The sequence below is a fragment of the Rhizobium sp. 01T437 genome, from assembly GCF_056398505.1.
Genome location: NZ_JBFTPM010000017.1, coordinates 18,367 through 37,821, shown reverse-complemented (window position 1 = coordinate 37,821; position 19,455 = coordinate 18,367). Strand labels below are relative to the sequence as shown.

Sequence of the window (19,455 nt, the reverse complement as noted above, 5' to 3'; positions counted from 1 at the left end):
GGGCTGGCGGATCGTTGAGGCGAACCGACCCGCCTTCATCTGATGCCCGCCCGAGGCAGATTACGCACCAAACAACCGCCGATCCCAGAAGACAGGCTGGTGGAGGCTCGCACTGATCTTGCGAAATTCGGGATGAGCTGGATTAATGAGCGCGTTCTGCTCGATCCGGGTAATCACGCTCGGGACCAAGAGGACGGCGCTGTGCGCCTCTTTCACCCACAATGCTGCCGTCATAGCAATATGATACCCACTTCAATTAAGGGACGCTTTGTCATCTGAAACAGGCAGTCCGGCGGCCTTCAATCCGGCAAGGAAACGCTCCTGGTCCTCCGTCCGGGCCAGCCGTTTGGCGACCTCTCGCCTGACGTTCGGGATCAGGGCAGGCGACCGAAGCTGGATCCAATCGAGTTGCTCCTTTGCTTCGGCCGTTTTTCCAAGGGTGCCGAGGATGGAGAGCAAGACGAGGCGATGCATCGGGTTATAGTTCAAGTCCGACATGCGCGACCAAAGTTCGGCGGCTTGCGTGTCACCTCGCATGAAGGCACAGAGCGCCATCCCGACCTCGTAATAGCCGCGCGGCCCTGCATCCCTGTTGATTGCCTCGGAAATCAGTTCACAGCCTCTGCTCCATTTTCCCGACATCGACAGACGCAAGCCGTATTCACCCGCCACTTCCGTGTCATTCGGATTGCTGGCATAGGCGGCCTCGCCGGCGCGCAGGGCTGCGACCATGTCATTGCTGAAGAAGTCGGCGAGCATTAGCGCCTGAAGGGCGCGCGCATTCTTCTGGTCGAGCTGTACGGCGCGTTCGGCAAGCTCCTTCGCAAGATTGAGCGTCGCCGCAGTCGGCTTAGTGTTCAATTGATACGGAAAGCGGAACTCATCAAGATGAACCAGCGAAAGGAAGGCAGCAATATTGGAGTCATCGGGCGTCTTCTCGACGGCCCGCTGCAGACAAGACTTCGCAACCTCATGGGCCTTCACGGTCATCTCGCTGCGATAGCTATAGTAGGACAGAATGCAGGAAAAAGCGTCCGGGCTTCCGGCAATGCTTGCGGTGTCCGCCTTGAACATGACGCCGAACGGCCGCGCCACCGCCGTCGCGATGTGTTCTGCAACGCTCGCCTGCGTTTTCAAGATGCCCTGCACTTTCATGTCGGCATCGTAGTTGTTTGCCCAGATGACAACCCCATCCACCCGTCGCACGAGCCTTGCCGTTGAGCGCAGGGTGCTGCCTTCCAACCGCACGCTTCCCTGGAGAGCATAGAGTGGCTGCGACGCCTGGCCCTCTCGATTGCGCGGCAGGGGAGCGACCACGACAATATCGTTGAAAGGGACGAGCTTTTCGATGATAGCGTCGGTGATACCTCGAGAAATATCGGATGCATGTCCGCCATCAGAGGCACTTTCAAAATGTTCGACAACGATAGTTGGGCGACTGGTTACTCCCCTCGCCGCGTTGGTTTCCGTGTCGAACAAGTTGGTATGCTGAAGCATCGCTGCCATCGAAACAAGGACGATCCCCACGCCCCCCGCAAGAAGCCAATATCGCAGGCGCGAAACATGCCTGTCCGCCCCATCTCGGCTGGTCGTGCTCCTGATGACATTGATCTGCTCAGCGTCGTCTCGTCCTGATATAGGCCGAGGGGCTCCTCCGAAACTTGAAATGTCCGCGTGCTCGATATCCTGTCTCACCTCGAAGACCGGTACATAGCCGCCGCGGGGAACCGTGATGATGATCCGGTCAGTGCTGCCGGCGGTCAGGTAATAGTGTTCCAGTTCCCGCCTCAGCCGCCCGGCCTCGATGCGGACACAGGGATCCTGCTGGGCATCGAAGTTTGCATCCCTGCCGAAAACGGCCTGTGCTATGGTAAAGGCCTTCAGATACTCGCGACGGCCCGCAAGTGTTTCGTTTACAACGAATTCAAGGAATCGCCCCGCCCGCTCGGGAAGTCGAAACTCCGGGCTGGATAGAATGCGCTCAAGTTGCTGCAGCACCTCCTCCTGCGAGGATGCGCTGCCGCAAGCCCTGTAAACGCCTGCATTTGTCATCGGCTCCCCCGAATCCGATTGAAAACAACCTGCAGTATGCAGTCGTCGACGATAGTCCCATGTCGGCATGACGGCAACGAGATTTAGTAGAAAAGGCTAATTTAAGGGAAGGATTTCGAAAATCGATCGCATGATCGTTAGGGCGACGAGAGCTGGACATAAGCCCGCGTAAAATACCGTATCCTACCGCAATGGACGTGTATTTTACTGCCTTCGTCTTCCTGGGCGCTCTATCATCATCCTCATTCTGGAGGAGGCGGCGATGACATTACGTGAGACGTCCACATCCCAATCTATGACGAGCGCAGAGGACCTGCGCAAACAGGCTCTGGAACTCCAGCTTCTGGAAATGGAGCGCAACGAAAAGATCAGGGCACGTGAAGCAAAGAAACATGCCGAATTTGTCGAGGATTTTTTCCGCAAACAGATCGGAGAAACGGAACGCGCCGTCATTAAACGGCTGGTTACGAAAGCGGCCGCCGACGGCAAATACGAGGCGCTGATCTACAGTTTTCCATCGACATTCTGCACGGATAGTGGCCGCGCCATTAATAACAACCTGCCCGGCTGGCAGAAGACGCTGCAGGGCAAAGCAAAGGAGCTTCTCGAACTGTTCGAGGAGGTCGCCAAACCGCAGGGCTACGGGCTCAAGGCGATGATCATCAATTTTCCGGATGGCATGCCCGGAGATGTGGGCTTCTTCCTCACCTGGGAACCGCCTGTCAACTGACCGGCAACAGCAGGCCTGAGCGAAGGAATATCGAATTGAAAGCAACCGAGATCGAGCGAAAGTTCCTGGTCCGCAACGACAGCTGACGCGATTGCGCCGGCGACCCGCATGTGCTGCAACAGGCCTATCTTTGCCGGCGCGATCAAAACCCTATCCGTGTCCGCCTGATCGATGGGTGCTCTGCGCGCCCAACGATCAAGTTTCGTACGCAGGCCTCGCCCGGGAGGAATATGAGTATGAGATCCCGGTCGAGGAGGCCCGCGATCTCTTGCTCCGCACGGGCGGCCGTGTCATCGAAAAAACCCGCTACCGCGTTCTTCATGGTGGCAAGAGTTGGGATGTGGATGTCTTTGCCGGCGCCAATGAGGGACTGACGCTTGCCGGGATCGAAATGGCGAGCGAGAATGAGCAACCGAACCTGCCTCAATGACTGGGGCGCGCGAGGTCACGGCAAGAAGCGATACTCCAACCGCGCCATGACGGCTGCCTTGCGTCTTTCGCCGGCGGCGCAGGACCCTGGCGGCTGAATTCTATTCGCTTACCACGGTCCAGTTAGCGTCCGGGTTGAAATCCTTGATCGCCGCCGCGCGCTCCTCCGTTTTGGGCCCAAGATCACGCTGGTAGATGACGCCTGCGCCATTGACCATGAACGTCTGGACGCCCGTGACCCTGTATTTGACCGGCCAGGCAATCAGCGCAAAGCCGCCGGTCATATAACCATTGATGACGTAGCTTTGCTTGCCGCCAAGCACGTTGTCTCCCTGGGACGTGAGGATACGGTAGCGATAGCCGAAATAGCCCTCCCCCCGTTTGGCGGCACCGAAGGCTGCCGTCTCGACGAGCGCGCTTGCCGGACTTTCCTCGGGATAGACGTTCGGATCCCAGTACAACCCATCAAGCTTGCCAGGGCTGCTGATCAATTTCTTTGCGAATTCATAAATGCCGTCGCCGTCGCGATCCTCCGATGCATATTGATACTGGGCTGCCACATATTGATGCATGGTGTCGATAGTGGCCAGTTCGTTTTCGCCGATGCGGCGATTGACGATCTCTTCTAGGCCGCGCTCAGTGTCGAAGGACCATTTACCGTCCTTGCCCTCGGTCAGCGGAAACGGCAGCGGCCAGAGCCGATCGCCGATCGCAACGATCCTCATTCCGTCGAAATCCCGCAAAACCGCCTGCCGCTCGGCGCCCTCGCGGATCAATCCGTAAGCGATCATCGCCTCGTTGCTGGAGCGCAGCTTGTCCACCTTGAGGCCGAGCAGAGCGGCGAGATCGTCGATATTGCTGGAACCCAGCACAGATTTCAGCTTGTCGAGCGCGAGCTCCGGACTGTCGAATTTCGGTGATGGCGTTGCTGCCCTGTATTCGGCGAGATCTGTCTGGGCCTGCGAAAGCGCCGGCGTTGCCGGCATCGCGCAAATGACTGCCGCGAGCATAAGCGGAATTACGGTCGATTGACATTTCATGATGTAACTCCTTGAGCTGGAAAGAGGTCTCACCGGCGTCCACCGCCGCCACCTCGGCCACCGCCGCCTCGGCCGCCGCCACCACCATGCGGAATTGGACGCGACCGCTGCTGGGGACGGGCTGACTGACGATGGGCGCCCATGCTCTGCGACCCTCGTTTCGAGGCCACGGCCTCGCGGCGACCGGACTGGGGATTGCCGAGCGCACTCGACTGACGGCCGCGATTGTCGGGTCTTGCTGCCATCTGCGGTTTGCTGGACCTCTTGACCGAGTTCTGCGCGGGCTTGGACGGGCGATTGGCTGCCTTCTGAGGACGCGCCTCAGGCCTGGACGCGGCCGGCCGATTGGCCGCCGCCGGTCGATTTCCTGCCGTTGGCCGATTTGCCTGCGGTCTGTCCTTCAGGCCCTGCGCCGTGTTTTTGCGAATATCCTGCGCACGCGCCGAGTTGGCCCGATTGCCGGGCAACTGGCTCGCCTGGATGTCCTTGGCCCGGTTGCGCAGCTGGTTGCGATTATCGCCCTGCAGGCCGGACTTGATCGCCGACCGGTCGATCTTCGCAAGTTGGTCCTTGCTGATGTTCAATTTACTACGGTCGACATTGCTCCAGTCGACGTCGTTCCACTTCATCTTTCCGTTGAAGTTGCGGTCGTTCAGGCAATTGTTGCAGTCAATGTCGATATCGCCATCCCAGCGCCCGCCCCATACTCCCCAGTCGTCCCAGTTAACGACGGCCGCCCAGGCAAGGCCGGTCACAGCGCCAGCAAAGAACGCCGCCCCGGGGTAATAATAGTTATCGTAATAATCGGGATAATAGGAGATCGGCGCCGACGCATAGCCCGGCTCGTAGAGCATTTCAGGCGGATATTGCGGGATATAGATCTTCTCCGGATCGGTCGGCCGGATGATGATGTTGTCGTTTTCGGTGACGACGGTGACCTTGTCATCCGTTTTGATAATGTTCTTTTCCACCGCTTCGTCGCGAAGCTGCTGGATGGCGATCAGGACATCCTTCTGCTGGTTGGTGAGCGCATCTGCAAGGGACTGGGTCCAGTCGAGATCCTCGCTCATCATCTTGACGACATCGGGATAATTGAGCAGCGAGACGACGCTGCCGTCCCAATCGCTCTTGGGTTTGAGGTCGGAATTTTTCTTCTTTGCCTCCAGGAAGCGCTGGGCCTCGACGATCTGCAGAGGAAAGAGCGAGGCTGCCGAAATTGCCGCAACCAGCTCATCCGGATAGAGCGCGATCCGCGCTACGAGCACTTCAAGCTCGTCATCGGAAAGAAGCGCGGCTGCGGGCTGCTCGGCACTCGCCTGCGCGGGAGCCGCTGCCGCAGGGGCCGGGGCTTGGACTTGAGCTCGCGCTGGGAGCGCCGGCTGCAACGCAATAAGTGCCAGCGCCGATAATCCACCAAGCAGTTTGCGAGATATTGCTTTCATCACGCACGTAACTCCCTTGGACCATTGAATGATTGATACGTTTACGGAGATTTCGGGCCAGTCTGCGAGAACGGCCTGAGCACCACAATTTTCGACTGGGCAATCGCCTCCCCCATCTCTTTCAACAGGGCATCGACGAGACTCTCAAATTCCAGCCGCCGCGCCTCCCGAAGCTCCTCCGGTAATCGCTCGACGTGCGCCAAAGCCTGTGCCGCAGCAGTGAGATCCTCACACATGCTGTGAAATTGCTCGCTTACATAAAAAAGCCGCTGCACCAGCCGCTTCTGGTCGGGAAAATAAGTCTCAGCCGTCTCCAGGGCGGACAAAAATGTCGAACCTTGTTCTCCCGGCACCATCCCCGCCCCCGCCGTCAAATTGCGCTAAGCAGACGAGAAAAAGTATATATCAGAACGATCGGCAGCAGACGTAAAATACACGATCTTACATTAGCCGGCTTTCGAAAGGTTGCTGGAATCCCAGGCGCGAACGCTGCCATGACCGCTGCCTCTTTGATCCCGCCCTTTTACCTTCATGCAGAGATGATCTCCGCAAACGGCAGTACTTCCAGTGCTTCAATAGAGCTTACGCGATGCTACGGGCCTCAGCACCAAAACGAGCTTAATATACCGCGGTCGATAGGGATCAAACGGCTCGGCAAGGCCAGCCCGAAGGGAGCGACTGTGTTTCTCGACTGTTTTGCCTTAGGCGTGCTGATCTTTGTCGTCGTCACTCTTTCCTACGCGGTGATCGAAATCCACGACATTCCTCATCTCATGGCTAGGACAAGAAATCATCCCCATGAGGACGCCATCCGTGTCGCCGGATCGGTGAGCCTGTTCACCCTGCAGGCAATTTGGCCGTTCCTGTTCATCTGGCCCGCCTTCCGCCGGGAGGATCGCAGCTGGGAGGCGCCGATCGTTTCTCCGCGAGCGATTTGATGCCGGAGAAGCTTGAGGAAGCAAGACGAAGCAATAGGAGTCCGCGGTGATAAGCAGTCTTCCAGTGTTGCGAGGCTTGGCCGGTTTCAACAAGGCCTGGTTCCGGAGCGATATCCCGGCCGGGCTGTCGATCGCCGCCGTCGGTCTGCCGAGTGCGATCGCCTATCCTGCCATTGCCGGTCTGCCTCCCGAGACCGGCATTTACGCGAGCATTGTCGCGCCGATCGCCTATGCGATTTTCGGGCCTTCCAGGCTGCTGATTGTCGGGCCCGATGCTGCAACGATGACTGTGCTTGCGGCGGCGATGGGCACCATCATCATAGCCGAACCCGCAGGGACGGATATCGACCGGGTGGCCATCGCTTCGGCGCTTGCGCTGGGGGTTGGCATCTGCTGCATCGCCGCGAAGCTGCTGAGGCTCGGTGTCCTCGCAAGCTTCCTCTCCCGTCCGATCCTGGTCGGCTTTTTCGCCGGCGTGTCGCTTTCAATCCTTGTCGGACAGATCGGCCGGTTCACCGGCGTAAAGATCGAATCCGAGGGATTGATCTCGCCGCTGGTCGAATTGTTTGCCAAGAGCAACCTGATCCACTGGCCTTCGCTCACTCTCGGGCTTGCGATGTTCGCTTTGCTCTGGATCGTCCGTGGCTTTAATTTGAAAGTTCCAGGCCCTGTTCTGGTCGTCGTCGTCTCGGTCATACTGTCGGCGATCTTCGACTTTCAGGGCCGTGGCATCGCTGTCGTCGGCGACTTGCCGAGCGGGATGCCGAGCTTTTCCCTGCCGGCATTCTATAAGATGCCGATCGACAAGATCGTGCTCGGCTCGGCCACGATCTTTCTGGTCAGCTTCGGTGCCGGCATCGTAACGGCTCGCAGCTTCGGGTCGCGGACCGGCGAGGAGGTTGATGCCAATCAGGAACTGATCGGGCTCGGTGCTGCCAATATCGCGCCCGGCCTTTTCGGTTCGTTTCCGATCAGCGCGTCGGATTCCCGCACTGCCATAAACCTATCGACGGGCGGCGTTTCGCAGCTCGCCGGGCTCGTTTCGGCAGCTACACTGATTGCGGCGCTGGTTTTCCTGAATGGCGCATTGCGGGTTCTTCCGATTCCTGCTCTTGCGGCAATTCTTGTGGCGGCGGCCATCAGCCTCATCGATATTCACGAACTCAGGAAGATCTGGCGCATCAGCCGCATGGAATTCGTCTTCGCACTCATAGCCATGTGGGGAGCGATCAGCTTCGGCGTTCTCAACGGCGTGATCGTCGCCGTCGCCGCAACCTTCGCCTATCTGCTGCGTCAGACCATGTTTCCGCGCGACGGCCTGCTTGGCCGCATCGAAGGTCGGCATGGCTTCTTCGATCTTCAGCGCTACCCGGAAGCCCGCCCCGTCCCGGGCGCCGCCGTCTTCGCGGTCCAAGGTAGTATCCTGTTCTATAACGCAGATTATGTCCGTATCCGGCTGATGTCAGTAGCAAAGGCGCTTCCCTCTGACACCAAATGCCTGGTGCTCGACGCCAGCGCCATCACGCAGATCGACAGCACCGGCGCGACTGCGCTCGAAGCCGTCGCCGAAATCCTCGTGACACGGAACATCATCTTCGCATTCGCCGATCTCAGTGATGAGAGCCGCGCCATTCTCGAAAGGGCCGGGGTCCTCAAGACTGTTGGAGCCGAGAATATTTTCAATGGCAGAGAAGAAGCCCTGCGGACGCTGATTGGCGATATCGACCAGATCGGCAATGCCGCACCGGCGAGCACTGCCCCTTAATGATAGGAGGAGGGAGAGACATGGACGAGAATTATGAGGCCAAACTAGCCGATGGTGAAGCATCCAGCACCGGCAAGGGCAAAAAGAAAAAGAAGTCGTGGGATTACGAGAAGGAAATCACCCGTCTGCAGGTGGAATTGGCCTATCTTCAGGCCTGGGTCAAGAAATCCGGCGCACGGATCGTCATCGTCTTCGAGGGGCGCGATGCCGCCGGCAAGGGTGGGATGATCAAGCGCATAACGGAAAGGGTCAGTCCGCGTGTCTTTCGCGTGATCGCCCTGCCCGCGCCGACCGATCGCGAGAAATCGCAGATCTACATGCAGCGCTATATCGCCTATCTGCCGGCCGCCGGCGAAATCGTGATCTTCGATCGCAGCTGGTATAATCGCGCCGGCGTCGATCGGGTCATGGGCTTCTGCAGCGATAAGAAAGCGCAGCGCTTCCTTGAGCTGGCACCTCGTTTCGAGGCCTCAATCGTCGAGAGCGGCGTCATTCTGCTCAAGTATTTTCTGACGGTCAGCGAGGAAGAGCAGGAACGGCGTTTCAGACGCCGGATCGACGATCCGCTACGGCAATGGAAGCTCAGCCCCATGGATGTCGAATCCTACCAGCGCTGGTGGGACTATACGCGTGTCTATGACGAGATGCTGAGGATGACCGACAGCAATCACGCGCCGTGGTGGATCGTACCTTCCGACGACAAGAAGCGGGCGCGGATCAACTGCATCTCGCATATCCTGCAATCGATCCCCTATGAACGCGTGAAGTTCGAAGCGCCAGACCTTGGAAAACGCCAGAAACGCCCATCGGCCTATGTCGAGGATCACACGATCCGGCATGTGGTTCCCGACACGACGTCATGACGATGGGTCCGGCTCGAGGCGTGCTGGGATGGATGCAGCTATGGAGCAGGTCAACGGTGAGACCCCGCAAAGGAGCAGCGCGGGGCAGATTTCGGTAGAGGCGCGCGTCAGCGATCTCGTCCGATTGGGCATCATTGGGCTTTTCGCCTACTGGACACTGGAGCTTATCGCTCCCTTCGCGCTGATCGTCATCTGGTCAGCCATTCTTGCGGTGGCGCTGTTTCCGATATTCGACGCACTCTCGCGGCTGATCGGCAACAGGCCGGCGATTGCGGCGCTCGTCATCGTCGTCGGGTGCCTCGTCCTGATCATCGCGCCGCTCGCCCTCGTCGCGGTCAATTTCGCAGACACTGTGCAGGCGTTGATCAGCAAGGTGTGGACGGGAGAGTTCACCTTGCCTGCCGCACCGGCAGCCATCAAGGAATGGCCCGTCATTGGGGAGCGGCTTCACGCTGCCTGGAACCAGATTGCCGGCGACATGGCGTCCACCATCATCAAGTTTCAGGCGCCCATCCGCGAGGTGATGGGCGTTGTCGTCGCAAAGCTCGCCTCGATCGGCGGCGGCGTCTTAAGCTTCGTCGCCTCGATCATGCTCTGTGGCCTGTTTCTCACGCGGGCCGCGCGACTGGCGGCTGCAACACAGCTGCTCGCAAACCGGATCGGCGGCGAAAAGGGTGTCGGCTTCGCCCGGCTTGCAGGGACCACGGTGCGGAATGTCTCGCGGGGCGTCATCGGCGTCGCCTTCCTGCAGACGCTGCTTTGCGGTTTGTGTTTTGCCTTCTTCGACATTCCGGCACGCGGTGCGCTAACCTTCGCGGTCTTCATGCTCTGCGTGATGCAGCTGGGTCCCGGGCTGGTGCTTCTGCCCATGATCATCTGGGCATGGTTTTCCTGGCCGTCGGCCGTCGCTCTGGTCTTCACCTGTATCGCGATACCGATCACTGTTGTCGACAATGTCCTGAAGCCCATATTGATGGCGCGCGGTCTCTCGACCCCGATGCCCGTCATCCTGATCGGGGTCATCGGCGGCACGCTCTCGCACGGGCTTCTCGGTCTGTTCCTGGGGCCGGTAGTCCTCAGTGTCTTCTATGAATTGTTGCGAGCCTGGGCGTGGCCTGCGACCATAGCAAGCGGACCCGAGCATGATCCTGCCGCCGGTTTCGACGGACAGGCTCAGCGGTCGGCGCAATAGACGCGAACCTCCCGCTCTATTTCAAGGCAAAGCTGCTCATATTCGGTAATCAGCTTGTCTTCCTTCGGGTGCTGGGTTCGGAAACGATCCAGCGCATCGACGGCAAGATCGTAGGCCTCAAACATCTCGCCGAGCGTCTCGCTGGTCATGCCAACAAGACGATGACGGATATCTGGAAGTCGGAGCATCAATTTTCTCCGTCCACGCTCTCGGCTCATAAAGTGGCTCCGTATATCTGCCCCCCGCAAATCGTACGAACTCAGTGGAACGTCGCTCATTCTCGATGAATTGCCCGAAATCATTCGCAAGGACGGTTCGATTGGATCACTTGGCAACAGATAGAATTGCGCGATCCAGTGGGTAGGAGCGTAGTCGAACGCGGAATCAAGGTTCCCAATCGTCGGCGTTCAACGCTTTTACCGTGACGGCAGCGACAATGCCGGTCAGCACAATTCCCGCAAAGCCGATCACCAACGACAATATTCGTGACGAAACATGTTTGGGGGTAAAATCGCCGTAGCCGATGGTCAGGCCCGTGACGAACGTGAAATAAAGAGCTTCATCGATGCGCCAGTCTTCTATGCGCCAGATTGCAAGCCCGCATCCGATCATTACCAAGACCACTCCGGACACGATTGGCCAGATCACTCGAAGCTGCCTTACCAGCGCGACGAAGAACAGACGCCGCATTTGCCTATGGGTCAATTCATGGCCGGGTTTTATTGGCATGTTTTGCCCCGCGGATCCGCCTCATAACGTCTGATCGGGCAAAACATACAGCGTCATGGCGAAGATCATATAAACCATCAGCACCAACACGCCGACGAACCATGCCGAGCGCCCGCTATTGGTGACGAACATCGCCGTAACGGTCGCCAGGAAAACCATGACCACGACGCCTGGCGAAAACTGCAGATCCATCGGTGTCGGACCGATGAGATAGCTCAACAATACCAGCACGGGCGCGACAAACAGCGCGATCTGCGACGCGCTGCCGAGCGCAATGCCCACGCTCAGGTCGAGTCGGTTCTTGCGCGCACCGGAAAATGCCGAAGCCATTTCGGCTGCACCACCGACCAGTGCGACGACAATGAAGCCGACAAAGGCAGGCGTCATCCCGAAAACCTTGGCTGCCTCCTGCACGGATTCGACGAAGATCTCGCTGACCAGCGCGACCAGTACGGTGACACCTGCAAGTGTGGCGAGAGCCATGCCAATCGGCCACGGCGGTTCTTCCGCCTGGGCGTGCTCGGCTGCAGCAAAGAACTCGCGATGTGTTTTGAGAGTGAACAGCAGCCCCAGCCCATATCCGACGATGAGAAGGATCGCCAGGCCGAAGCTGAGCTTATGGATGACTGCAGTCGCCGACGCCGAATCCATCGAAGCAACTGCTGACGGCATCAGCAGGCCGATCGTGGCGAGGAAGAGCAGGCCCGCCTGAAGGCGCGCATTGGCCCGGTTGAACTCCTGGCTGTGATGTCTGAGGCCGCCGAGCAAAAACGACGCCCCCAGCATGAACAGCGTGTTCGTGACAATCGCACCGGCGACCGATGATTTTACGAGCGTATACTGTCCGGCGCGAAGGGCAGTCAGCGCTATGACAAGCTCCGTCAGGTTTCCAAGCGTGGCGTTGAGCAGCCCGCCAGCGGCGTCGCCTGTTTTTGCCGCAACGGATTCGGTCGCATGGCTGAGAAGACCGGCGAGCGGTATCACGGCAAGCACCGACAGGATGAAAAGCAGAGTATGAGCCTCGGGCGCGACGCTGGCAGCGAGAAAGACCACCGGTACCGCGACGAGCAGCCACAGCATCGGATTGTTGCGAATTTCTTTCCAAAGGAGGCTCACCCCACCACTCCCATCCGGTAACCTGAATCCATGTTTGTCGCTTCGGCATACAGACGGGTTGACCGTCGATGATCGGTCGCAATGCGCAGTGCTATTCCGGCAGCGCCGTCTGCCGGAAGAATGTCACGGTCGCTTCATCCGGCGGCCCGAACCAGGTGGTGAAGACGGTCCGGAAATCCTGGGCGGCATAGGTTTGGCTCAGCGCGCGGTCGACGGCGAGACGAAAGTCCTCGTCGCCACGTGCCAGCTCGAGACCAAGCGGCTCATAGGTGAAATGGCGCTGAAGGACGATGAGATTGCCGGAATTGTCGCTGCGGGCGGCAGCATCCATAAGGATCGGCATATCGCCGAAAAGTACGGCCGAACTGCCATCCAGGATACGCTCGATCCCCTGCTGATAGTTGCTGACCGGCGTTGCGGTCGCCGCGAGCTGGAAAGTCTTGATCCTGTCGGTCAGCCAGCTTTCGCTCGTCGTACCGGCGATCGAAGAGAATGTCTTGTGTTCCAGGATCGTACGGGCCGGTGAACCGCGCCAGACGGGACGGCTCGTCGGCTCGCCATATTGCAGGATCTCACGCAGCGCCTGGGGAGAGCTGGTGCTGAGCAGCGCGCCGGTGCCGCTCGGGAAGATCGGGATCGAGAACGAGACCTGCTGGCGACGCGTCAACGTCACCGGTTCTGCCCCGCAGACAAGATCGGCTGCGCCGCTCTCGATCGCCTTCGCCTTGGCGTCGCCTGAAAGGGAAACCCACTCCACATCGAGTTTCGACAGGTTCAGCTGCGCCCTCAGACTATCGGCAATCTTGTTGCAGAGGGCGACGGCATACCCATCCGGCCTGCCCTGCTCCGCATTGAAGGAAAATGGCCTTGCATCCGGATCGTAGCCAAGCTTGAGAGCGCTGCTCGTCTTGACGCGGTCGAGCGTCTGGGCTTGCGCGGGCGCGATGAGCGCAGATGCCGCCATTGCGGCGAGGACGGAGGCGGCGATCGCCGCCCGGTGACCATTTCTTTGCAACATATCTGGTCCTCCCTCGACTAGACGGCCGGAGACCGGTTCACGCCGCTGGCGAAACGCGGGGCGATCAGGCCATAGATGATGAAACCGATGGCGGTCACGATCATGCCGCCGAGTACCGCATCCTTGCCGGAGGCGTAGATGGCAAAGACGCTGTAGGCCATGCCGACAATGGCGATCGTGGCATTCAGCCGGTATTTCGACTGCGGCACGCGGGCAGCCTTCATCATGACGAACAGAGCGGAAAGCGAGATGATGTAGGGCAGCACATTGGTGACGACAGCGAGATTGACGAGTGCGGAGAACTGCTCGCTCAGCGTCGGCGATATGGTCATCAGGGCAAGGCATGTCTGCACGATGCCAAGAATGATCATGCCGCGCACAGGCGCACCCATCTCATTTACCCTTGAGAATAGGGATGGGAACATCCGCTCGTCGGCAGCGGTTTTCGCCGTCTGGGCGATCGTAAACTGCCAGCCGAGCAGCGAGCCGAGGCAGGCCAATACCGCCAGCGCCATGATGATCGAACCGATCGTCGGATTGAACATGGTGGCGTAGGCGAGCGCAAACGGCCCTGTGGAGGTGGCGAGATCCGCATTCGGCACGATGCCTTGAATGACCGTCGTCGACAGGATGTAGATGACAGCAGCACCCAGCGTGCCGAACATGCAGGCAAGCGGCACGTCGCGCTTCGGGTTTTCGACGGCATCGGAATTCTGCGCGGCAGACTCCATGCCGAGGAAGGCCCAGAGCGTTAGTGAGATGCTCGATCCCATCCCTTGCACCAACGTCAGTCCTTTCGGATTCCAGGCTGTAGCAAAGGTGCTGGAACTGAACCAAAACCAGCCGATGATCGACAGTAGACCAACGGGAAGGATGACACCCCAGACCGTGATGGAGCCGATGCGGCCGGTGATGCGCGGACCGCCGAAATTGGCGGCAGTGGTCAGCCACAGAAGCACGATCAGCGCAAGGCAGGTCATGATCGGTGTCGAGGTCAGCACCGGAAAGAATCCCGCCAGATAACCGACGGCTGAAATGCCGATCGCCACGTTGCCGATGGCAAGTGAGAGGAAATAGAGGAAGAACACCATGAAGTAGCCGTCTTTCCCATAGGCATCTTCCGCATAGGCGGACATGCCCCCGGGGCGCTGATTGAACAGCCCGGCCTGAGCGAAGCCATAGGCGATTGCCATCGAGCCGACGGCGGTCACGAGCCAGGAAAGGAGCGAGATTGCACCGACCTGCGCCATGTTGGCGGGCAGCATGATGATGCCCGACCCCATCATGTTGACAGCAACGATGAAGGTGAGCTGCACGAGGTTCATCTTCTTCTTGGCCGTAGCGTCAGTTGCAAGATGCATCGTGTTGTCGGTCATGATGAAATCCTCCCTACCCCCTACTCGCGCACGACATATGTATGGAATTTGATCCGCCCATCGATCCGCTCCTGGAACACGCCCTGGACCTCGTAGTTGAAGCCCGGAAACCGGTTGAAGGATTCTTCGAAGGCGAGGAAATAGTCCCGCATCGGTCGCGCCCTGTCGTCCCAGCGCTCACCTGGCACGATCACGCCGATGCCCGGCGGATAGATCAGTGCCAACGTCGCGGAAATGCGGCCGGCGGCCTCCGTCAGCGGCACATAGTCGACATTGTTGGCGACCAGCGCCTCATAGGCCTGCTTGGGAGCGATTGCCGGTTCCGGGAAGCTCTCGGAGCGAAAGCAAAGGCGCTGCAGTTCCTTGACGCCGGCCTCTCGGTAGAAGGAATGCATCTCCAGGCAGACCTGACGGACCGTATAACCGGCATAGCGCTCTCGATTGGCCGCATACACGGTCGGCAGCACTTCCTGTACCGGCGCGTCGCGGTCCCACAAGTTCTTGAACTTGACGAGCTTGGCAACGAGCGTGTTCAGCTTGCTCTCGTCCTCGGCCGGGGTCAGCAGGAAGAGGAGACTGTTCAAGTCGCATTTTTCCGGCACGACCCGCTGCTCGCGCAGATAGTTGGCGACGACAGTCGCCGGGATGCCGAATTCGCGATAGCCGCCGGTCTTCCGGTCAATGCCGGGTGTCAGTATTGTGAGCTTGTTGGGGTCGACCATGGTATAACCGGGCGCATAGCCTGCATAACCGTGCCATTTTGCCTCCGGATCGAACCGCCAGCATTGCTGCTCGTGTTTCAGCACCTGCGTTGGGACATCTTCCCACCTGGTGTCGGCGAGATCGCCGGTATGTTTCGAGCCTGAGACCTGGACCCTGTCTGGCACGAAGGGATCGAAGAACCACTGTTCTTCTGGGCTTGCGGCTTTGGTCTCGTAGTGATCCACGAAGCCGCGCAGCTTCTTGCGCACCTCGATCCCGAGCTCGATGCAGCGGTCCCAGAGCATCTCCCCGGCCTTGCCCTCATGCACCTTGGCGTTGACATCGAGGGAGGCAAAAAGCGGATAGAAGGGAGAGGTCGAGACATGCATCAGCAGCGATTCATTAAAACGCTTGTGTTCGACGAACCTTCGCTGGCCGCTGATATGTTCGTCCCGCTTGTGGATCTGCGATGCCTGGGAGAAACCTGCGCCCTGCTTGTGGACCGACTGGGTGGAAAACAGCCCCGGCATATCGGCCGACAAGTCCTTTAGCCGCATCGGGCTATGGCCCTCGAAGAGCGGGTGGAAGGCATTGTAGCCGATCCAGGCCTCGTCCCAGAGCACGTAGTCGCAGAGATGGCCGATCTTCTCCATCACTTGGCTGACATTGTAGATCGTGCCGTCATAGGTCGCGAGCTGGATGCAGGCCAGGCGGAAAGGTCGTTGCGCATGCGCACGGCTTTTGTCGCCGACGAGCGGATGTTCCTCTATTTTCTGCCGTAGCCAGGCCTCGTCCCAGGCCGCCCAGTCGACCGCCCCGATCATGCCGAAGGAATTGCGGGCGGTCGGCAGATAGATCGGGATAGCGCCAGCCTGCACCAGAGCGCCCTGATGCAGGGATTTGTGATTGTTGCGGTCGAAGAGCACGAGATCGCCGCTGCGCAGCACCGCGTTGGCAACCACCTTGTTGGAGGTGCTCGTTCCGTTGAGGATAAAATAGGTACGATCCGCCCCGAAGATCCGGGCCGCCTGTTTCTGTGCTTCGACGGCAGGGCCTTCATGTATTAGGAGATCACCGAGATCGACATCCGCGTTGCAGAGGTCGTTGCGGAAAATGCTCTCCCCGAAATACTTGAAGAAGAGCTGTCCGGCCGGCGACTTTCGATAGAACTGACCTCCCTGATGCCCCGGACAATCGAAGGCGATGTTCGCCTCGCCGTCATAGGCCATCATGCCGCCGAAGAAGGGCGGCAGCAGCGACTTGCCGTAGTTGACCGCGCTGGAAACGATCTGCTTGGCATAGAAGGTCGGCGTCTGCTGGCCGAGATAGACGAAACCATCCACTTCGCCGGCCATCTCGACGACATCCATTTCCGCAATCGTCAGGGTATCCGCCATCGCCCAGATCGGCGTGCGAAAGCCTATGTCCCTGACGGAACGAAGAAAGCTGCGAGCTGCTGGCAGCTTGCCGCCCTCGACCGAGCCGATATAGGCACCGACGTCAGCGTCCTCAGATACGTCGGCGCAATAGTCGTCGCGCAACTCCACTTCGAAGCCTTGGGCGGTGATCTGTGCCACCAGTTCCTGAGCCTGAGAATTATCGCGGTCTATGACGGCGACGATCTTCAGCATCTTGTGAAACGGTATGGCAACCGTCGGAGACTTAACATCGCGCGGGATCATTGCTGCCCCTCCCCTGCAATGCAATCGACAAGATAGCGGCGTCCGCGATCACTGGGAGCGAAGCGAAGGCCGTGAATATCGGTTTCGAAACCGGGGAACTTGCTGTCGAAGTCACGGGCGTAGAGCAGGTAGTCCTGAATGGACTTCGTCGACTGGGTGATCCGCTCGCCTGGCATGATCAGCGGAATTCCGGGCGGATAGGGAACGATCATGACAGCGAGGATGCGATCCATGAGATTGTCGATCTCGACACTCTCGATCCCGCCCTTGACCAGCCGATCGTAAGCGTCGGCGGGCCGCAGTGCCATTTCGGGCAGGACTGTGTACATCTCGCGCTGCGCCTTCGGCACATCGTCCTTGCGATAGATCGCATGAATCTGCTCGCAGAGATCTTTCAGCCCCATGCCGGCATAGGCTTCCGGATGGGCGGCTGCTAGCGCCGGCAGCGCCCGGGTCAATGGCGCATTGGCGTCATAGAGATCCTTGAAATTGAGGAGTTCGGTGACGAGCGTGCTCCACTTGCCTCGGGTAATGCCCATGGAGAAGAGCACGAGAAAGGAATAGAGGCCGGTCTTTTCGATCTCGATACGTCGCGACGACAGGAACTTGGTAATGACGGCGGCCGGGATGCCATGCTCGTCCATGACGCCGCTTGCCGAGAGGCCCGGCGACAGGATGGTAACCTTGATCGGGTCAACCATGACATGATTTTCGGCAAGCCCGGTAAAGCCATGCCAGGCATCATCCGGCTTCAGAACCCAGTCGGCATGGGTATCGCTCGGGGTCTGCTCGGCAACCGTCGGCTCCCAGACGTCGAACCACCAGCTGCCCTCTGTTTGTTTTCTTACCGCGTTCATGGCCCGGCGGAAGCTGATCGCCTCGTCGATCGTCTCCTGCACAAGGGCACGTCCGGCCGGCTGCTCCATCATGGCGGCCGCGACATCGCAGGAGGCAATGATGCCATATTGCGGCGAGGTCGAGGTGTGCATCATGAAGGCTTCGTTGAAGCGCGTGATGTCGAGACGCTTGTTCTCGGCATGCTGGATATGGATCATCGATGCTTGAGAAAGGGCGGCCAGCAGCTTGTGGGTCGACTGCGTTGCAAAGGTGATGGCGTTTTGCGAGCGCGCGGGCTGGTTCGACGAAATTCCGTGGAAGCCATCGTAGAATTCGTGGAAATTGGCATAAGCATACCAGGCCTCGTCGAAGTGCAGCACCTCGACCGCGTCACCCAGCGACGCCTTGATCGCATCGACATTGTAGCAGAGCCCGTCATAGGTCGAGTTGGTGATGACCATCAGGCGGACCTTGCCGCTCGTCTGCCCGGCAAAAGGACTTGCTGCGACCTTGCTGGCGATTGCCTCAGGCGTGAACTGGTCCTTCGAGATCGGACCGATAATGCCGAGCCCGTTGCGAGACGGCGTCAGGTAGATGGGGGTTGCACCCGTCATGATGAGCGAGTGCAGGATCGACTTGTGGCAGTTACGGTCACAGAGCACGAGATCGCCGCGCCCGACCATGCCATGCCAGACGATCTTGTTTGCGGTCGAAGTGCCGCCAACGACGAACAGGGTCTCATCCGTGCCGAATATGCGCGCGGCATTTCGCTCACCCTCGGCGATAGGACCGACATGATCGAGAAGCGAGCCAACGCTGCCTACCGATACGGAAATATCGGAACGCAGCGTGTTTTCGCCGAAGAACGTATAGAAGAGCTGGCCGACCGGGCTTTTGCGGAAAGCGACACCGCCGCCGTGGCCGGGTGTGTGCCAGGAATAGGCGCCCTCCAGCGTATAATCCATCAGCGCCTTGAACATTGGCGGCGGCAGCCGGTCGAGATAATTGCGGGCGGCCTGCGCGATGGCGCGCGCCATGAATTCCGCCGAATCCTCGAATAGCCGGAAAAAGGCATTGGTGTGGCGCAGCACTGCGGCTGGAACGTCTTCGGCGGTTGTATCGTCGCCGAAGAGGAAGATCGGCAGTCGGTCATTTCTTTGCCGTTTTGCGGCCAGGACCTCTGTCAGCACCTGCCAGCGCGTGGCCTTGTCCTCGGCTCCATCCACAGAGACCAGCCAGCAGGATTCGGTGTTGAAGACATGGACCAGACGACGAGCGTCCTCGTAGGAAACGCCGGAGACGATCCGGAATCCTTCCCTCTCAATGGCTGCGGCGAGATCGCGCATGCCACGGCCGGCAGCGCTCTTGCCGTCAAAATCCTCGTCGATAACAGCGATCGGAAATGCCGTCTGGAAATCCATGCGTTCCTCCAGAACCCTGATGTCGAAGGCTGCGGCCGCCAAGCAGTCGCATGCGTCTCAGGTCGGAGGATCGTACATGACGGGTGGTGCAGCGTCGTTGATTGCAATCAACGTGACGCGAAG

General features: G+C 59.2%; 16 protein-coding genes and 2 pseudogenes. 6 read left to right on the top strand and 12 right to left on the bottom strand.

What is annotated here, in order from left to right:
• Positions 1-60: 60 nt before the first annotated feature.
• Both AC1DM5_RS27380 and AC1DM5_RS27375 read right to left on the bottom strand, forming a co-directional pair.
• Positions 61-219 (bottom strand): annotated as a pseudogene (locus AC1DM5_RS27380) (RES family NAD+ phosphorylase); the annotation flags it as partial.
• 33 nt (positions 220-252) lie between these two features.
• Positions 253-2,052, bottom strand: coding sequence for a hypothetical protein (locus AC1DM5_RS27375; RefSeq protein WP_477976212.1), 1,800 nt, complete (start codon positions 2,050-2,052; stop codon positions 253-255).
• A 262-nt stretch (positions 2,053-2,314) separates the two neighbouring features.
• On the opposite strand from AC1DM5_RS27375, the gene AC1DM5_RS27370 reads away from it, so the two are divergent.
• The gene (locus tag AC1DM5_RS27370) at positions 2,315-2,782 is read left to right on the top strand and encodes a hypothetical protein (protein WP_477822369.1); all 468 of its coding nucleotides are present in this window, start codon (positions 2,315-2,317) and stop codon (positions 2,780-2,782) included.
• Positions 2,783-3,050: 268 nt separating this feature from the next.
• On the top strand, positions 3,051-3,212 hold the full coding sequence (locus AC1DM5_RS27365) for a hypothetical protein (RefSeq protein ID WP_477822368.1): 162 nt from the start codon (positions 3,051-3,053) through the stop codon (positions 3,210-3,212).
• Between the two features lie 100 nt (positions 3,213-3,312).
• Here the strand turns inward: AC1DM5_RS27365 and AC1DM5_RS27360 are convergent, their stop codons facing one another.
• From AC1DM5_RS27360 to AC1DM5_RS27350, 3 genes are read right to left on the bottom strand one after another with little or no spacing between them, the layout of a single operon-like run.
• Positions 3,313-4,251 (bottom strand): DUF2950 domain-containing protein, encoded by a 939-nt coding sequence (locus AC1DM5_RS27360; protein WP_477976210.1) that lies wholly within the window; start codon positions 4,249-4,251, stop codon positions 3,313-3,315.
• A gap of 29 nt (positions 4,252-4,280) precedes the next feature.
• A complete protein-coding gene (locus AC1DM5_RS27355; protein ID WP_477822366.1) occupies positions 4,281-5,693 on the bottom strand; it encodes a DUF3300 domain-containing protein in 1,413 nt (470 codons plus the stop codon).
• A 41-nt stretch (positions 5,694-5,734) separates the two neighbouring features.
• The gene (locus tag AC1DM5_RS27350) at positions 5,735-6,049 is read right to left on the bottom strand and encodes a hypothetical protein (RefSeq protein ID WP_477822365.1); all 315 of its coding nucleotides are present in this window, start codon (positions 6,047-6,049) and stop codon (positions 5,735-5,737) included.
• A 324-nt stretch (positions 6,050-6,373) separates the two neighbouring features.
• On the opposite strand from AC1DM5_RS27350, the pseudogene AC1DM5_RS27345 reads away from it, so the two are divergent.
• The 4 genes and pseudogenes from AC1DM5_RS27345 to AC1DM5_RS27330 form a co-directional block, all read left to right on the top strand.
• Positions 6,374-6,598 (top strand): annotated as a pseudogene (locus AC1DM5_RS27345) (DUF3302 domain-containing protein); the annotation flags it as partial.
• Between the two features lie 79 nt (positions 6,599-6,677).
• Complete coding sequence (locus tag AC1DM5_RS27340) at positions 6,678-8,396, top strand: SulP family inorganic anion transporter (protein WP_477822364.1); 1,719 nt, start codon at positions 6,678-6,680, stop codon at positions 8,394-8,396.
• Positions 8,397-8,416: 20 nt separating this feature from the next.
• Positions 8,417-9,259, top strand: a complete 843-nt coding sequence (gene ppk2 / locus AC1DM5_RS27335) for a polyphosphate kinase 2 (RefSeq protein WP_477822363.1) — start codon at positions 8,417-8,419, stop codon at positions 9,257-9,259.
• A 28-nt stretch (positions 9,260-9,287) separates the two neighbouring features.
• Positions 9,288-10,451, top strand: a complete 1,164-nt coding sequence (locus tag AC1DM5_RS27330) for an AI-2E family transporter (protein WP_477976208.1) — start codon at positions 9,288-9,290, stop codon at positions 10,449-10,451.
• Here AC1DM5_RS27330 and AC1DM5_RS27325 read toward each other — a convergent pair.
• From AC1DM5_RS27325 to AC1DM5_RS27295, 7 genes are all read right to left on the bottom strand, one after another.
• Positions 10,433-10,669, bottom strand: coding sequence for a hypothetical protein (locus AC1DM5_RS27325; protein ID WP_477822361.1), 237 nt, complete (start codon positions 10,667-10,669; stop codon positions 10,433-10,435). The genes AC1DM5_RS27330 and AC1DM5_RS27325 overlap by 19 nt on opposite strands.
• Positions 10,670-10,835: 166 nt before the next feature.
• Complete coding sequence (locus AC1DM5_RS27320) at positions 10,836-11,180, bottom strand: potassium channel family protein (protein ID WP_477976206.1); 345 nt, start codon at positions 11,178-11,180, stop codon at positions 10,836-10,838.
• A gap of 21 nt (positions 11,181-11,201) precedes the next feature.
• Entirely contained in the window at positions 11,202-12,296 is a 1,095-nt protein-coding gene (gene cax / locus AC1DM5_RS27315; RefSeq protein WP_477976204.1) for a calcium/proton exchanger, read from the bottom strand.
• 91 nt (positions 12,297-12,387) lie between these two features.
• The gene (locus AC1DM5_RS27310; protein WP_477976202.1) at positions 12,388-13,314 is read right to left on the bottom strand and encodes an amino acid ABC transporter substrate-binding protein; all 927 of its coding nucleotides are present in this window, start codon (positions 13,312-13,314) and stop codon (positions 12,388-12,390) included.
• A gap of 17 nt (positions 13,315-13,331) precedes the next feature.
• Positions 13,332-14,690 carry a putrescine-ornithine antiporter gene (gene potE / locus AC1DM5_RS27305; protein ID WP_477822357.1) on the bottom strand — a complete coding sequence of 453 codons (1,359 nt, stop codon included), beginning with the start codon at positions 14,688-14,690 and terminating at the stop codon, positions 13,332-13,334.
• Between the two features lie 20 nt (positions 14,691-14,710).
• Positions 14,711-17,074, bottom strand: coding sequence for an ornithine decarboxylase (speC, locus tag AC1DM5_RS27300; protein ID WP_477976200.1), 2,364 nt, complete (start codon positions 17,072-17,074; stop codon positions 14,711-14,713).
• Positions 17,071-19,332 (bottom strand): Orn/Lys/Arg family decarboxylase, encoded by a 2,262-nt coding sequence (locus tag AC1DM5_RS27295; protein ID WP_477976198.1) that lies wholly within the window; start codon positions 19,330-19,332, stop codon positions 17,071-17,073. The genes speC and AC1DM5_RS27295 overlap by 4 nt, the downstream gene beginning before the upstream one ends.
• Between the last annotated feature and the right edge of the window lie 123 nt (positions 19,333-19,455).

Coding starts and splice junctions, on each gene's coding strand:
- AC1DM5_RS27375 (WP_477976212.1), bottom strand. CDS start 2,052: ATGACAAATGCAGGCGTTTACAGGGCTTGCGGCAGCGCATCCTCGCAG.
- AC1DM5_RS27370 (WP_477822369.1), top strand. CDS start 2,315: ATGACATTACGTGAGACGTCCACATCCCAATCTATGACGAGCGCAGAG.
- AC1DM5_RS27360 (WP_477976210.1), bottom strand. CDS start 4,251: ATGAAATGTCAATCGACCGTAATTCCGCTTATGCTCGCGGCAGTCATT.
- AC1DM5_RS27355 (WP_477822366.1), bottom strand. CDS start 5,693: ATGAAAGCAATATCTCGCAAACTGCTTGGTGGATTATCGGCGCTGGCA.
- AC1DM5_RS27350 (WP_477822365.1), bottom strand. CDS start 6,049: ATGGTGCCGGGAGAACAAGGTTCGACATTTTTGTCCGCCCTGGAGACG.
- ppk2 (WP_477822363.1), top strand. CDS start 8,417: ATGGACGAGAATTATGAGGCCAAACTAGCCGATGGTGAAGCATCCAGC.
- AC1DM5_RS27330 (WP_477976208.1), top strand. CDS start 9,288: ATGGATGCAGCTATGGAGCAGGTCAACGGTGAGACCCCGCAAAGGAGC.
- AC1DM5_RS27325 (WP_477822361.1), bottom strand. CDS start 10,669: ATGAGCCGAGAGCGTGGACGGAGAAAATTGATGCTCCGACTTCCAGAT.
- AC1DM5_RS27320 (WP_477976206.1), bottom strand. CDS start 11,180: ATGCCAATAAAACCCGGCCATGAATTGACCCATAGGCAAATGCGGCGT.
- AC1DM5_RS27310 (WP_477976202.1), bottom strand. CDS start 13,314: ATGTTGCAAAGAAATGGTCACCGGGCGGCGATCGCCGCCTCCGTCCTC.
- potE (WP_477822357.1), bottom strand. CDS start 14,690: ATGACCGACAACACGATGCATCTTGCAACTGACGCTACGGCCAAGAAG.
- speC (WP_477976200.1), bottom strand. CDS start 17,074: ATGATCCCGCGCGATGTTAAGTCTCCGACGGTTGCCATACCGTTTCAC.
- AC1DM5_RS27295 (WP_477976198.1), bottom strand. CDS start 19,332: ATGGATTTCCAGACGGCATTTCCGATCGCTGTTATCGACGAGGATTTT.